At 58.2% G+C, this 13,953-nt stretch carries 16 protein-coding genes; 12 read left to right on the top strand and 4 right to left on the bottom strand.

What is annotated here, in order from left to right; genetic code table 11:
* From ROSMUCSMR3_RS10825 to ROSMUCSMR3_RS10810, 4 genes are all read left to right on the top strand, one after another.
* The gene (locus ROSMUCSMR3_RS10825) at positions 1 to 801 is read left to right on the top strand and encodes a 3-deoxy-manno-octulosonate cytidylyltransferase (RefSeq protein ID WP_081507318.1); all 801 of its coding nucleotides are present in this window, start codon (positions 1 to 3) and stop codon (positions 799 to 801) included.
* Between the two features lie 113 nt (positions 802 to 914).
* Positions 915 to 1,808 (top strand): UTP--glucose-1-phosphate uridylyltransferase, encoded by an 894-nt coding sequence (locus ROSMUCSMR3_RS10820; protein WP_008282627.1) that lies wholly within the window; start codon positions 915 to 917, stop codon positions 1,806 to 1,808.
* A 21-nt stretch (positions 1,809 to 1,829) separates the two neighbouring features.
* On the top strand, positions 1,830 to 2,813 hold the full coding sequence (galE, locus tag ROSMUCSMR3_RS10815) for a UDP-glucose 4-epimerase GalE (RefSeq protein WP_008282628.1): 984 nt from the start codon (positions 1,830 to 1,832) through the stop codon (positions 2,811 to 2,813).
* 36 nt (positions 2,814 to 2,849) lie between these two features.
* Complete coding sequence (locus tag ROSMUCSMR3_RS10810) at positions 2,850 to 3,881, top strand: glycosyltransferase family 2 protein (RefSeq protein WP_081507317.1); 1,032 nt, start codon at positions 2,850 to 2,852, stop codon at positions 3,879 to 3,881.
* On the opposite strand, the gene ROSMUCSMR3_RS10805 is transcribed toward ROSMUCSMR3_RS10810, so the two are convergent.
* Both ROSMUCSMR3_RS10805 and ROSMUCSMR3_RS10800 read right to left on the bottom strand, forming a co-directional pair.
* Positions 3,878 to 4,471, bottom strand: a complete 594-nt coding sequence (locus tag ROSMUCSMR3_RS10805) for an HD domain-containing protein (RefSeq protein ID WP_081507316.1) — start codon at positions 4,469 to 4,471, stop codon at positions 3,878 to 3,880. The genes ROSMUCSMR3_RS10810 and ROSMUCSMR3_RS10805 overlap by 4 nt on opposite strands.
* 30 nt (positions 4,472 to 4,501) lie before the next feature.
* Positions 4,502 to 5,422: an FkbM family methyltransferase gene (locus tag ROSMUCSMR3_RS10800; RefSeq protein WP_081507315.1), complete on the bottom strand. Its 921-nt coding sequence runs from the start codon at positions 5,420 to 5,422 to the stop codon at positions 4,502 to 4,504.
* Between the two features lie 171 nt (positions 5,423 to 5,593).
* On the opposite strand from ROSMUCSMR3_RS10800, the gene ahcY reads away from it, so the two are divergent.
* From ahcY to ROSMUCSMR3_RS10785, 3 genes are all read left to right on the top strand, one after another.
* A complete protein-coding gene (gene ahcY, locus ROSMUCSMR3_RS10795) occupies positions 5,594 to 6,982 on the top strand; it encodes an adenosylhomocysteinase (RefSeq protein ID WP_008282632.1) in 1,389 nt (462 codons plus the stop codon).
* Between the two features lie 30 nt (positions 6,983 to 7,012).
* The gene (locus ROSMUCSMR3_RS10790; RefSeq protein WP_008282634.1) at positions 7,013 to 7,504 is read left to right on the top strand and encodes a DUF922 domain-containing protein; all 492 of its coding nucleotides are present in this window, start codon (positions 7,013 to 7,015) and stop codon (positions 7,502 to 7,504) included.
* Between the two features lie 169 nt (positions 7,505 to 7,673).
* Positions 7,674 to 8,015 (top strand): DUF2853 family protein, encoded by a 342-nt coding sequence (locus tag ROSMUCSMR3_RS10785; protein WP_008282635.1) that lies wholly within the window; start codon positions 7,674 to 7,676, stop codon positions 8,013 to 8,015.
* Positions 8,016 to 8,075: 60 nt separating this feature from the next.
* Here the strand turns inward: ROSMUCSMR3_RS10785 and ROSMUCSMR3_RS10780 are convergent, their stop codons facing one another.
* Positions 8,076 to 8,612 (bottom strand): MarR family winged helix-turn-helix transcriptional regulator, encoded by a 537-nt coding sequence (locus ROSMUCSMR3_RS10780; protein ID WP_008282636.1) that lies wholly within the window; start codon positions 8,610 to 8,612, stop codon positions 8,076 to 8,078.
* A gap of 186 nt (positions 8,613 to 8,798) precedes the next feature.
* Between ROSMUCSMR3_RS10780 and ectA the strand changes: the two genes are divergently transcribed.
* Genes ectA through ROSMUCSMR3_RS10760 form a run of 4 tightly spaced genes read left to right on the top strand, consistent with a single transcriptional unit; the run spans position 8,799 to position 12,529 of the window.
* A complete protein-coding gene (ectA, locus tag ROSMUCSMR3_RS10775; RefSeq protein WP_008282637.1) occupies positions 8,799 to 9,317 on the top strand; it encodes a diaminobutyrate acetyltransferase in 519 nt (172 codons plus the stop codon).
* A gap of 49 nt (positions 9,318 to 9,366) precedes the next feature.
* A complete protein-coding gene (gene ectB / locus ROSMUCSMR3_RS10770; RefSeq protein WP_008282638.1) occupies positions 9,367 to 10,659 on the top strand; it encodes a diaminobutyrate--2-oxoglutarate transaminase in 1,293 nt (430 codons plus the stop codon).
* 5 nt (positions 10,660 to 10,664) lie between these two features.
* Positions 10,665 to 11,057, top strand: coding sequence for an ectoine synthase (locus tag ROSMUCSMR3_RS10765; protein ID WP_081507314.1), 393 nt, complete (start codon positions 10,665 to 10,667; stop codon positions 11,055 to 11,057).
* A 35-nt stretch (positions 11,058 to 11,092) separates the two neighbouring features.
* Positions 11,093 to 12,529: an aspartate kinase gene (locus tag ROSMUCSMR3_RS10760; protein WP_081507313.1), complete on the top strand. Its 1,437-nt coding sequence runs from the start codon at positions 11,093 to 11,095 to the stop codon at positions 12,527 to 12,529.
* 212 nt (positions 12,530 to 12,741) lie between these two features.
* Here ROSMUCSMR3_RS10760 and ROSMUCSMR3_RS10755 read toward each other — a convergent pair whose 3' ends face one another.
* Complete coding sequence (locus tag ROSMUCSMR3_RS10755) at positions 12,742 to 13,671, bottom strand: ABC transporter ATP-binding protein (protein WP_081507312.1); 930 nt, start codon at positions 13,669 to 13,671, stop codon at positions 12,742 to 12,744.
* 74 nt (positions 13,672 to 13,745) lie between these two features.
* Between ROSMUCSMR3_RS10755 and ROSMUCSMR3_RS10750 the strand changes: the two genes are divergently transcribed.
* On the top strand, positions 13,746 to 13,925 hold the full coding sequence (locus ROSMUCSMR3_RS10750) for a zinc-finger domain-containing protein (RefSeq protein ID WP_037276823.1): 180 nt from the start codon (positions 13,746 to 13,748) through the stop codon (positions 13,923 to 13,925).
* The last annotated feature ends 28 nt before the right edge of the window (positions 13,926 to 13,953 follow it).

Raw genomic sequence — 13,953 nt, 5'->3', positions numbered from 1 at the left:
ATGAGCGTCGTTATCGTCATACCCGCACGCTATGCCTCGACCCGTTATCCCGGCAAACCGCTGGTGGCCCTGACCGGTGCCACGGGTGAAGCCAAAAGCCTGATCCAACGCTCTTGGGAAGCCGCCAGTCAAGTACAGGGGGTCGACCGGGTGGTTGTGGCCACCGATGACGACCGCATCCGTGCCGCCTCCGAGGCGTTCGGTGCCGAGGTGGTGATGACCTCGGAGAGCTGCGGCAATGGCACCGAGCGCTGCGCCGAGGCGTTAGATGTCTTGGGCGGTGGCTATGATATTATCGTCAACCTGCAAGGCGACGCGCCCCTCACACCGCATTGGTTCGTTGAGGATTTGATCGCCGGCCTGCGCGCCGATACCGGGGCAGAGGTGGCAACGCCGGTGCTGCGCTGTGATGGGCGCGCGCTCAACGGGTTTCTCGACGACCGCGCCAATGGCCGTGTCGGTGGCACAACGGCGGTATTTGGAGAGGGGGCGCGCGCCCTCTATTTCTCCAAGGAAGTGATCCCCTACACCCCTCGTCGCTATGAGGCGGAAGAGGCGACACCGGTTTTCCACCATGTCGGTGTTTACGCCTATCGCCCGCAAGCCTTGCGTGATTACGCCACGTGGCCGATGGGGCCGCTTGAGCAGCTAGAAGGGCTCGAGCAGTTGCGGTTTCTTGAACGTGGACGCGCCGTGCTCTGCGTCGAGGTTGCAGCGCAGGGGCGGCAATTCTGGGAATTGAACAACCCCGAGGATGTCCCCCGAATAGAGGCAATGATGCGGGAAATGGGCATGGCCTGAAAACTACAGGCAAAACCCTGCCAATTCGCAACATTTCGCGAAATTTCCCCTTAACACGATGCAAATGGCAGCGCTGTTGTGTAAGGTGAAAAAAAGTATCTTAGGAGCAGTCCATGCGTAGCAAAGTTACCAAGGCAATCTTTCCGGTCGCCGGTCTGGGAACACGATTCCTGCCAGCCACGAAATCGGTGCCCAAGGAAATCATGACGCTGGTCGATCGCCCTTTGGTGCAATACGCCATAGACGAGGCGCGCGCCGCCGGGATCAAGGAATTCATCTTCATCACCTCGCGCGGCAAAGGTGCGCTTGAGGATTATTTCGACTACGCGCCGCAGCTTGAGGCCGAATTGCGCCGCAAGGGTAAGGACGACCTGCTCGAAATCCTCAAATCCACCAATATGGACAGTGGCGAAGTGGCCTATATGCGCCAGCACAAGCCGCTTGGCTTGGGCCATGCTGTCTGGTGCGCGCGGCGGCTGATCTCGAACGAGCCTTTTGCCGTGATCCTGCCCGATGACGTGATCGCGGCTGAAAAGCCGTGTCTTGCGCAGATGGTCGAGGCCTTTGAAGAAACGCAGGGCAATATCGTGGCGGCCATGGAGGTTCCGGATGCCATGACAAAATCCTACGGTATCCTTGATATCAAAGAGGATATGGGAAGCATCGTATCGACCAAGGGCATGGTGGAAAAACCTGCGGCGGGCACGGCCCCGTCAAATCTTGCGGTAATTGGGCGCTACATCCTGACCCCCACCGTATTGCAGAAGCTGAATCGCAAACAGGCCGGGGCCGGAGGAGAAATCCAACTGACCGATGCGATTGACGCCGCGCGTGAAGACGGTGAAGAAGTCTATGGCTTCCGCTTCCAGGGGCAGCGTTTTGATTGTGGCTCTAAAGCAGGGTTTTTGCAGGCAACCGTTGCCTTTGCTCTGGCGCGCGATGATCTGCGGGATGAGCTTTGGAATTACATCTCGGACGTGGTTCACTCTGAAAAAGCAGCTCAGTAAGACACCACGAAAGGGCCTGCGGTGACGCATATTCTGGTAACGGGCGGGGCGGGATATATCGGCAGCCACGCCTGCAAGACATTGGCAGCGGCAGGCTATACGCCGGTCACCTACGACAATCTGTGTACCGGCTGGCAGGACGCCGTGAAATTCGGCCCCTTCGAGCAAGGCGACCTAACTGACCGCGCGCGGCTCGATCAGGTGTTTGCCACCTATCGGCCCGCCGCCGTGATGCATTTTGCGGCCCTCAGCCAAGTGGGCGAGAGCATGCGCGATCCGGGCCTTTATTGGCACAACAACGTTGCCGGATCGCTTTGTTTGATTCAGGCCGCCGTGGCGGCAGGCTGTCTCGATTTCGTGTTCTCCTCGACCTGCGCCACCTATGGCGATCAGGACAACGTCTTGCTTGACGAAGGATGTGTGCAAGCGCCGATCAATGCCTATGGCGCCTCTAAGCGCGCTATAGAGGATATGTTGTGCGATTTCGGGGCCGCATTTGGCCTGCGCCATGTGATTTTCCGGTATTTCAACGTCGCCGGTGCCGACCCCGAAGGTGAAATTGGCGAATTTCACCAACCCGAAACCCATCTCATCCCACTGATGTTGGATGCGATTGCGGGCAAACGCGATGCGCTGACGATCTTTGGCACTGACTATGACACGCCTGACGGCACCTGTATCCGGGATTACGTGCATGTCAGTGATCTGGTTGACGCGCATGTTCTGGGCCTCAAATGGCTGGAGGCTGGCAAGGAAAGCCGCATTTTCAACCTTGGGACCGGCTCGGGGTTTTCGGTGCGCGAAGTGATTGACCAATCCGCCGCCGTCACCAATCGTGCCGTGCCGGTCGTGGAAGGGCAAAGGCGGCCCGGTGATTGCACGCGGCTTGTTTCAGGCTCGACTCGTGCCGCGGCAGAACTGGGCTGGACGCCAAAACGCTCGACCCTCGCGCAGATGATCGGGGACGCGTGGCGCTGGCATCAGACTGGACATTACGACAAATAGCACTGACCTTGCCGATTGGGGGATCACGGGGACCGCATGGGCAGAGGCGACAGTATCAGCGATCTGGCGATGGCCTATCGCCTGCGGTGGAAGCGAAGGCGCCTGCTCTGGCGCAGCTTTCGCAAAAGGCGGCAATTGCGCTGTGTTCGTGACGAAACCGCCCAGATCAGGCCCGGCGATATCCTGTGTTTCAGCACGGTGCGCAACGAGGCGCTGCGCCTGCCCTATTTCCTGGACCATCACCGACGGTTGGGGGTGCGGCATTTCCTTATTGTCGAAAATGCCAGTGACGATGGCACGCGCGACTATCTGGCCGCACAGCCCGATGTCTCGCTCTGGAGCACGCCGCACAGCTACAAGCTGTCACGCTTTGGGGTAGATTGGCTGACGTGGCTACAAATGAAATATGGCCATGGCCATTGGTGCCTGACCCTCGATGCCGATGAATGCCTAATCTATCCCTATCACGACACGCGCCCGCTTCCCGCGCTCTGTGAATGGCTGGATGGGCAAAAGCGCCGCTCATTCGGTGCGATGATGTTGGATATGTATCCCAAGGGTCGCCTGTCAGAATACCCTTATCAGGCTGGAATAGACCCGTTTCAGGCGCTGTGCTGGTTCGATGGCGGCAATTATGGGATGCGGCGCAAGGTAGATTTGCACAGCCTTTGGATTCAGGGGGGCCCGCGTGCCCGGATGTTTTTTGCCAGCGATCCACGCCGCGCGCCGACCATGGGCAAGGTGCCGTTGGTGAAATGGAACCGGCGCTATGCCTATGTAAGTTCCGCGCATTCGCTTTTGCCGCGACGCCTCAACCATGTCTATGACACAGCCGGGGGCGAGCTGACCTCGGGTATCCTGCTGCACAGCAAGTTTCTCAACACCGTGATCGAACGCTCTGCCGAAGAACAGGCGCGGCAAGAGCATTTTGCCAATAGCAATCTCTATGACGGCTATTACGAAGCGTTGCAGGGCGATCCGGATCTGTGGAGTGAGGCATCCACACGCCTGACCGGATGGCGACAGCTAGAGGCCATGGGCCTCATGTCACGCGGCGGCTGGATTTAGACCATCTCGGCCATGAGTACCTGATAGCGCGCAGTATAGTCCTGCCGCGTCTCGACAGGGGGGCGAAGTGTGATGCTAAGACCCTGCATGAGCGCCGGATCAGGCTTGCCAAAGAAACGGTCTGCTTCTGCCACTGAAAACCCTGCGATTTCCGTGGCCTCCATCCATGCGCTGATCTTATCTGCCTGCTTGATCTGTTTCTTGATCGCGGGTGGGATGGCCGCAGGAAGGCCAAAGCGAATGTGAATGGCCCCCGCAAGCCGTTTGTCGAGCTCATCATAGCCCGGCCCGACCGCGTTCTTGACCGGCGAGATCATGTCACCGATGACGTATTCCGGCGCGTCGTGCAACAGCGCCGCCAACCGCCACTTGGCAGGTGAAGCGGGCGTCAAGCGGGAATAGAGCCTTTCCACGAGCAAGGAATGCTCTGCCACGGAATAAGCAAAATCACCCAATGTCTGTCCATTCCAGCGGGCGACAAAGCTGAGACCATGGGCAATATCCTCAATCTCGATATCAACGGGCGTGGGATCAAGCAGATCGAGCCGCCGACCCGAGAGCATCTTTTGCCAGGCGCGGGGTTTGGGCATTGGGCCTCCGGAAATGTTGGACGATCCTGCCTAGCGCGGCTTGGCCGATTTTGCAAAGCTCTGAATGAGCTGCGCCAGCAAGGGCGATTCCGCGTGCGCCGCAACAAAGTTATACCCTTTGAACGGGTCCCTCTTGAGCGCCCGTATCGTGGCAACATCGGGCATCGCAATCAGGCCATTTTCGCTGGAGTAGACACTAAGACCCGGCTGCGCCAGCAGATGCGCGCTCACCATGCAGGCACGATCATTGCCATGATCCTCGTAGATCAGAACCGATCCTTCGGCGATGGCGCGGGCGGCACCCGAAATGGCCGCAATTTCTGCTCCTTCTACGTCCAGCTTGATGACTGCGGCAGTGCCGGGCGGAACAAGATCGTCAATGGCAAGCGTTGTGACTGTTTCGGTTTGATCCTGCGCGTTTGCTGGCAGGTCGCCCATCAGCCGGGCAGAGGCATGGCTGAGATGCGTGTTGACAAAGGTCAGCACCTGACCCGAGCCTGCATGGATCGCCGCGCGATGGAGCGTGACATTGGAAAGCGTGCCTGCATTACCACGCAACCCCTCGAATGTGCGCGCCGACGCCTCGACCGCGATCACACGCTCAAAAAGCGGTGCCGCGCGGGTGGTCCAATAGCCCATATTTGCGCCAAGGTCGCAAAACAGCGGCGTGGCCCCAGAGGCGGCGCGCAACACCGAATCGACCTCGGGCTCGTAGGGCGCAAGATAAAGCGCGAAGCGGGTCCAATAGCCATCATTGAGCAGGATACGATAAGGGGCAGCACCGGCCTCATGCAGGATCACCGCGTTCTCGGGATCAAAAACCTTTCCAAGACCACGTGCAAAGCGTCCATAGAGCCCGCGCGTCACGGCGCAACGGAACAGGCCCATCAACAGAGCATATTGTACCCGCGCGGCCGGGCTGGAGAAGGTGAGATGTCTCTGTGCAGTCATGGGGACAGAGGTAGGCAAAGCGTACGCGCGGCGCAAACCCTAAAACAATCAGCGCAGGCAGATCTGTGCCAGGGCCTATCCAGCAGGGCTAGCGGGCGAATCGCGCATTGCCCAAAGGGGGAGTGAGTGCTATCTGCCTAGCAAAATTCTCATGCAAGGAACCACCCCAACATGACAAAAGATTACATCGTAAAGGACATCAACCTCGCGGCATACGGGCGCAAGGAATTGGACATTGCGGAAACCGAGATGCCGGGGCTGATGGCCCTGCGCAAGGAATATGGCGAGGCCAAACCTCTCAAAGGCGCGCGGATCGTGGGCTCTTTGCATATGACAATCCAGACCGCTGTGCTGATCGAAACGCTGGTGGACTTGGGCGCAGATGTGCGTTGGGCCTCCTGCAACATCTTCTCGACGCAGGATCACGCAGCAGCGGCGATTGCCGCAGGCGGCACGCCGGTCTTTGCTATCAAGGGTCAATCCCTTGAAGAACATTGGGATTACCTCGACAAATCCTTTATGTTCGCAGATGGCCCGAACATGATCCTCGACGACGGCGGCGATGCAACGCTTTACGTTCTGTTGGGCGCACGCGCAGAGGCTGGCGAAGACATCATCCCGGTTCCTGCTTCGGAAGAAGAAGAAGTGATCAAGGCGCAAATCGCCAAGCGGATGAAGGCGAGCCCCGGTTGGTTCACAAAGGTGCGCGACCAGATCAAAGGCGTGTCCGAGGAAACCACCACCGGCGTTCATCGTCTGTATGATCTGCACAAGAAAGGGCAACTGCCCTTCCCCGCGATCAATGTGAACGACTCTGTCACCAAGTCGAAATTCGACAACAAATATGGCTGCAAAGAAAGCCTTGTGGATGGTATCCGCCGCGCCACCGATACGATGATGGCAGGCAAAGTGGCTGTCGTCTGTGGGTATGGCGATGTGGGCAAAGGCTCTGCCGCGTCGTTGAGTGGGGCCGGAGCGCGGGTGAAAGTCACCGAAGTGGACCCGATTTGCGCGCTTCAGGCGGCGATGGACGGGTTCGAAGTGGTCGTTCTGGAAGACGTGATCGACACCGCCGACATTTTCATCACCACCACCGGCAACAAGGACGTGATCCGCATCGAGCATATGCGCGCGATGAAGGACATGGCGATCGTGGGCAATATTGGCCATTTCGACAATGAGATCCAAGTTGCTGCGCTCAAGAACCACAAGTGGACCAACATCAAGGATCAGGTCGATATGATCGAGATGCCCTCGGGCCATCGGATCATCCTGCTCTCCGAAGGGCGGCTCTTGAACCTTGGCAATGCCACGGGCCACCCGTCTTTTGTGATGTCTGCCTCGTTCACCAATCAGGTGTTGGCGCAGATCGAGCTTTGGACCAAGGGCGACGCATACGGCAACGAGGTTTATGTCCTGCCGAAACATCTTGACGAGAAAGTCGCGCGTTTGCATCTTGACCGCATTGGCGTGAAGCTAACGCAGCTTCGGCAAGATCAGGCGGATTACATCGGTGTTGGCACCGATGGCCCGTTCAAGCCAGAGCACTACCGGTATTGATCTAATCAGCCATTGGACAGGAGACCGATATTGAAGAAGAATTTTTTTGATATCGGTGTCTTGGCCCTTGGCCTTGCACTCGGGTTTGGCGGCCTATCGACAGCGCACGCCAAACCCAAAGTCACCGAAACCATCAAGACCTACGCGGTTTCTGCCACGTCAGTTGCAGGGTTAGTGCAGGAGATGAACGAAAAAGGTCCGAAAGGATTCTGGGCCTTTACAGATTGGTACGTACGCTGGACCGGCGATTGCAAGCTGAGCGTTACAGTCGATATCACGCTGCCAAAGCACAAAAACCCCGCTAAAATGCCCGCCGAAGTGCGGACGAAATTCGATGCCATGCTGGCCGCGCTTACAGAGCATGAACGCCAGCACGGGCGTCACGGCATTGCAGCCGCCCAAGAAATCGAGGCTGCCGGGTGCGCAGGCGGCGATGCGATCCTCAAGAAGTATAATGCCATCGACGTCAAATTTGACAAGACCACAGACCACGGACGCAAAAAAGGTGTGGTGCTGAGATAGGTTCGGCACCGCCAGAAGCGGTATTGGTCCCAAGACTCGCCCAAGGGGAGCGTTCTGGAAAATTTCCCTTTGTCCGGAAAAAATCCCCGGCTATCGTGCCCGGAGCGTCATTTGTGGGGCTTGTTGAAACGATGGGCCGGCCGTTTGCCGGAAAAATGGGAGAGAATTGATGGGAAAGCGTGACGACCTGATCGTGAGATACGCGGATGATCTGCGTAATAAATGCGGGATGGAACCGGATATGGACCTGCTGACGAAGGTAACCATTGGATGTGGTCCTGCAATTTACAACGCAGATGCCTCGACAATTGCGGGCAGCCAACCGGCAGAGCTTGAAACCGTCAAGACGAATTTTCTCGTCAAGAAACTGGGCCTCGCCGATAGCCCGGCGCTGATGGACGCGATCAATCAGGTGATCGAGACCTATGGCAAATCCGAGCGTAACAAGTATCGCGCTGTGGTCTATTACATGCTGACCAAGCATTTCGGCAAGGAAGCCGTCTATCGCTGAGGCGATGATCCCACCGAATGTCAGAGCGCCCGCCCCTTGGTGGGTGTTCTTTTTTATGGCTCAGGAATGTGTGCGAAAGTCGCTTGTATCGAGCACTGGAGCCGCATCTATATCCTCGGCGTCGAGCAGGGTGGCAACCCGCTCGAGCGATGCCACAAGCTGTGCCTGTTCCCAATCCGCGAGCGCCTCGAACTTGCGCACATAGCGCTGTTGCAGCGCGTCGGGGGCACGACGAATGGTCTCGTGCCCCGCATCGGTGATGACGATGTTCGTCTGCCGACGGTCGGTCTGGGATTTTTCCCGCGTCACCACGCCATGTTTCACCAATTTGTCCACCAAAGCGGTGATGGTCGCCTGAGACACCCGCATCTGTTGGGCGATATGGGTTGCGGTGCAATTGCCCCGCTCCGCCACAATTTGAAGAACGCGGAATTGAACCGCTGTCAGCCCGGCAGCGGAAGCGAGCTTGCGCCCATAAATCTCGGTTGCGCGCAGGATGCGACGCAGGGCGATCAAGCTTTGGTCTGTGCGGTCCATACGAGCCCCTTTGGTGATGGCTGTAATGGTCGCAAAGCTGTCGCTCAATTGCAATTTCATTCCTCCTGTGAAACTAATTTAGTTCGCTAATTAAATATATAGGGTATTTTATCCGAAAAAATAAGGTATTTTGGCAATAAATGGCGAATTTTATAAATTCACCCGCGCATGGTTGATTTATAGGCCTGTTTAATATATTTAGTTCTACGAAGCAAATAGAGAGGTCACACAGCGATGCGACATGCGATGGAAATGTTTCGGAAGGCCCTACCAACCCTGCGCAAGCCCTCATCAGAGGATGGCGCGGCGATCTGGGAGCTGATTCAGGCGTGCAAGCCGCTCGATGAAAATTCGATGTATTGCAACCTGATCCAATGCGATCATTTCCGCGACACCTGCATCGTAGCTGAGATGGGTGGTGAAGTTGTCGGCTGGGTTTCGGGCTATCTCTTGCCTGACGATCCTGAAACGCTCTTTGTGTGGCAGGTGGCCGTATCGGAAAAGGCACGCGGCACGGGTCTGGGCACGCTGATGCTTCGCGGGCTTCTGTCGCGTGACGTCTGCAAGGATGTGACCCGCGTGCAAACCACGATCACGCGCGACAATGCTGGCAGCTGGGCCTTGTTCCGCAAGTTCAGCGATCTGAACGACGGCGCCCTGTCGAGCACGCCGTACTTCTCGAAATCGCTGCATTTCAACGATCTGCACGACACCGAATACATGGTCACAATTGCCATGAAGGAGCGGATGAAAAAGGCGGCCTGATCCTCAGGCCCCTGCCCGCCCATTCCCCAATCACATGAAGGAATACGTTATGACGACTGACAAGTCAGCCGATCTGGAAATTTTTGCCCGTCGCGAAAGCGAAGCACGCAGCTATTGCCGCAGCTTTCCCACCGCTTTTGTCAAGGCGCAGGGGTCTGAGATGACCGATGCGTCGGGCAACACCTATATCGACTTTCTCGCCGGGTGCTCGTCGCTCAACTATGGGCACAACGACCCGGACATGAAGGCGGCCTTGATTGACCATATCACCGCTGATGGGGTCACCCATGGCCTTGATATGCACACGGATGCCAAGGCTGATTTCCTGCGCGCATTCGAGGATATCATCCTAAAGCCGCGCGGCATGGATTATAAGGTGATGATGACCGGCCCGACCGGCACGAACGCGGTCGAAGCGGCCATGAAGCTGGCGCGCAAAGTGACCGGTCGGCGCAACATCATCGCCTTTACCAACGGGTTTCATGGCATGACCATGGGCGCGCTGAGCTGCACCGGCAACGCGGGCAAACGCGCGGGCGCGGGCGGTGGATCGCTCTGTGGCACCACGCATATGCCCTATGAAGGGGCGTTCGGGCCGGATGTGGACAGCCTCAGGATCATCGAGGAAATGCTGGGCAATCCGTCCAGCGGCGTCGATGCCCCGGCAGCCTTTATTCTAGAGCCGGTACAGGGCGAGGGTGGGCTCAATGCCGCGTCCACCGCCTTTATGCAGGGCGTGGCCCGCTTGGCCAAGGAACACGGGGCGCTGCTGATTGTAGATGACATTCAGGCAGGCTGCGGGCGCACGGGCACTTTCTTTAGCTTTGAGGAGATGGGGATCGAGCCTGATCTCATCCCGATGGCCAAGAGCTTTTCGGGGATGGGCCTGCCCTTTGCCGCGCTCTTGATCAAGCCCGAGCATGATATCTGGGGCCCGGCCGAGCATAACGGCACATTCCGGGGCAACACGCATGCCTTTGTCACAGCGCGTGTCGCGATCGAGAAATTCTGGAAGGACGATGCGTTCCAGAAATCCATCGCTACAAAATCCGAAATTCTGCGTGACGCGCTGATTCGGATCGCGGACGGCATCCCCGGTGCCCGTCTCAAAGGACGCGGCATGATGCAGGGGGTCGATGTGGGTGACGGCACACTCGCAGCGGCGATCTGTGCCCGAGCCTTTGAAAAAGGGCTTATCATCGAGACATCGGGTGCCCATGATGAGGTGGTCAAGGTGCTTGCCGCCCTGACAACGCCCGAAGCGACCCTGAAATCGGGGCTGAGCATCCTCGAAGAGGCAGCGCGCGACGTGACACAGACACATAAACTTGCAGCGGAGTAACGGAAATGATTGTGAGAGACTTTAACAAAATCATCGAGCAAGAGCGCGAGCGCGTGGTCTCTGATGCGCAATGGTCGAGCGTGCGGATGCTGCTGGCCGATGACGGGATGGGATTTTCATTTCACATCACGTTCCTGGAGCCGGGTTCGGAACATACGTTCGAATACAAGAACCACTTTGAGAGCGTCTATTGCATGCAGGGCAAAGGCTCGATCACGGACATCGCCACCGGCGAGACGCATGAGATCAAGCCGGGCGTGATGTATGCGCTCGACAAGCATGATCGCCACATCCTGCGCGCAGAGGAAGAGCTTGTCATGGCCTGCTGCTTTAACCCGCCGGTGACGGGCAAAGAGGTGCATCAGGCCGATGGCTCTTACGCGCTGGAAAGCGCCTGACAAAAGGGTCCGGGTTTAAACCCGGATAGAGGGATATGACATTTCCAGACCATACCGTCGAAAAAATTGGCGGCACATCCATGAGCCGCGTGAACGAGTTGCTTGGCACGCTCTTTATCGGAGAGCGGACAGGTGCCGCGCTTTACCATCGCATCTTTGTGGTCTCGGCCTTTGGCGGGATCACCAACAAGCTGTTGGAGCACAAGAAATCCGGCACACCGGGGGTCTATGCGCGATTTGCCAACGGGGATGATGATCACGGTTGGCTTGATGCGCTGACCGAGGTGGGCCGCGCGATGCGCGAGTCACATGGGGATATTCTGGAACATCCGGGTGATCGCAGCATGGCGGACGAGTTCGTGCGCGAGCGGATCGAGGGGGCGCGGTCGTGCCTCTTTGATCTGCAGCGGCTATGTTCCTATGGCCATTTCCGCCTGAGCGATCACATGCTGGTCATCCGTGAATTGCTCTCGGGTCTGGGGGAATCGCATTCTGCCTTTGTCACCACGCTTTTGTTGCAGCGGGCCGGCGTCAACGCGCGATTCATCGACCTGAGCGGTTGGCGCGACGAGACAGAGCATGACCTGTCAGAACGGATCGCCGCAGGCTTGCGTGACGTGGATCTATCCAGCGAAATGCCGATTGTCACGGGCTATGCGCAATGCACCGAAGGGCTGATGCGCGAGTTTGACCGGGGCTATTCCGAGGTCACATTCGCCACTATTGCCGCATGGACAGGGGCGAAAGAGGCGATCATCCACAAGGAATTTCACCTCTCGTCCGCGGATCCAAACCTTGTGGGGGCGGACGCTGTGCGCAAGCTGGGCCACACCAATTACGACGTGGCCGATCAGCTCTCGAATTTGGGGATGGAGGCGATTCACCCCAAGGCGGCCAAGACCCTGCGACAGGCCGATGTGGCGCTGCGGGTAACGAATGCCTTTGATCCGGGCGATCCGGGGACGCTGATCGACGATCAGCCGACCGATACGCCAAGCGTCGAGATCGTGACCGGCCTCAAGGTCGTGGCATTGGAATTGTTCGAACAGGATATGGTCGGCGTCAAAGGCTATGACGCGGCCATTCTGGAGGCGCTTAAGCGGCACAATGTCTGGATCGTATCCAAGACATCGAACGCCAATACGATCACGCACTATGTGCAGGCGTCGCTCAAGGTTGTCCGGCGCGTGGCGCGTGATCTGGAAGAGATTTACCCCTCGGCCAAGGTCTCTGCGCGCACCTTGTCTCTGGTGTCGCCCATCGGGCGTGATCTGAGTGGGCTCAGGGTACTCAGCCGCGGTCTGGCAGCGCTAGAAGATGCCGGGATCGAGGTGATCGCCGCCCATCAGACACCGCGCAGCGTGGATGTTCAATTCGTCCTCGGAGCCAAGGAGATGGAGGCAGGAATCGCCGCCTTGCATCGCGCTCTGATCGAAAGCGAGGTGACCCACCTCCCTAGAAAGGCCGCCTGAGCGCGGCCATCCCCAGAGTGCGCTGAGCACAATTTGAAACGAATGCGCGGCAGTCTCTGTTTGGAGCTGCCGCGCGTTTGGCGTAAGGTTGTTTTATTCGGGCCAGTATGGCCGAGACCTGATCAAGTTACACGTGTGGTGCGTAGGGAGCACGTGGGGAACGGAGGGTGTCGGCATCTGCTGGCATCCTCCGTTTGGGTCTTGTGCAGGCGTCACCGGCTCCGGGTCAGCTCCAGGAACACATCCTGCAAATCCGCCTGTTCTGTTTTCACATCGCGAATGGTGATTCCTGCGGCATGAACCGCAGCAAGCACCTCTTCGGCAGAGGTGGCACCGGATTTATAGGTGATGACCAGCGCCCCATCGCCACGCTTGGTCACGCTCAGCCCCTCCGCCTGAGGCAGGGTTGCGACGGGCTTGTCGGGCTGAATGATCATCGTCTTGTGGTCAAGACGCCCCAAGAGATTGGCGGTGCTGTCGCGCGCCACCACTTCACCCAGATTGATAATGGCGATTTCGTCGCACATTTCCTCGGCCTCTTCGAGGTAGTGGGTGGTGAGAATGATGGTCATCCCCTGCTCGTTCAGCCGCCGCACATTCTCCCACAGCATCTGGCGCAGTTCGATGTCCACGCCTGCGGTCGGTTCATCCAGAACAAGGATATGCGGATGATGCACCAAGGCCTTGCCCAGAAGCAGACGCCGCCGCATGCCCCCTGACAGGGTGCGCGCATAGGCCTCGGCCTTGTCCTCTAGCCCTATGAGGCGCAATATCTCGTCGCTGCGCCGTTCGCGCCGGGGCACGCCGTAGAGCCCCGCCTGCACCTCAAGCGCACCGCGCGGGGTAAAGAACGGGTCAAGATTCAATTCCTGCGGCATCACCCCGATTGAGGCGCGGCTCTGACGCGGGTTGCGATCCTGATCGAAGCCCCAGATCGTAACCTGCCCCGCAGTCTTGACCACCAAGCCCGCCAGAATATTGATCAGTGTCGATTTACCCGCCCCGTTCGGCCCCAACAGGCCAAAAACAGACCCTTGCGGTACGTCGAGGTTGATCCCTTTGAGCGCCTGTTTGGCCGGGCTGTTGCGCCCCGCGCCATAAGTCTTGGTCAATCCGCGGATTTCAATGGCATTGGACGCCATGCTGCTCTTGCCCCTCGGCTTGTGTTCACTCATATTCGCACCTAGTGGAAAGCACGGCAAAAGGAAACGCCCCGATGGTAACGCAGGCCCCGGAAACCCGCATTGTGGACAGCTACCGCGTCGCCTGCGACGGGGGCGAGGGTGCTTTGGGCCATCCCCGCGTCTGGCTGCAAATCCCGCATGAAACAGGGTTTGTCGAATGCCCCTATTGCGACGCCAAACTGGTTCACAAGGATTTTGAGGGCAAGGTCTGAGCCATCGGCCGGGTGCCCTGTTCGGGCC

The organism is Roseovarius mucosus, from assembly GCF_002080415.1.
GTDB classification, from domain to species: Bacteria; Pseudomonadota; Alphaproteobacteria; order Rhodobacterales; family Rhodobacteraceae; genus Roseovarius; species Roseovarius mucosus_A.
This window is presented reverse-complemented; position numbering and strand designations above follow the sequence as displayed.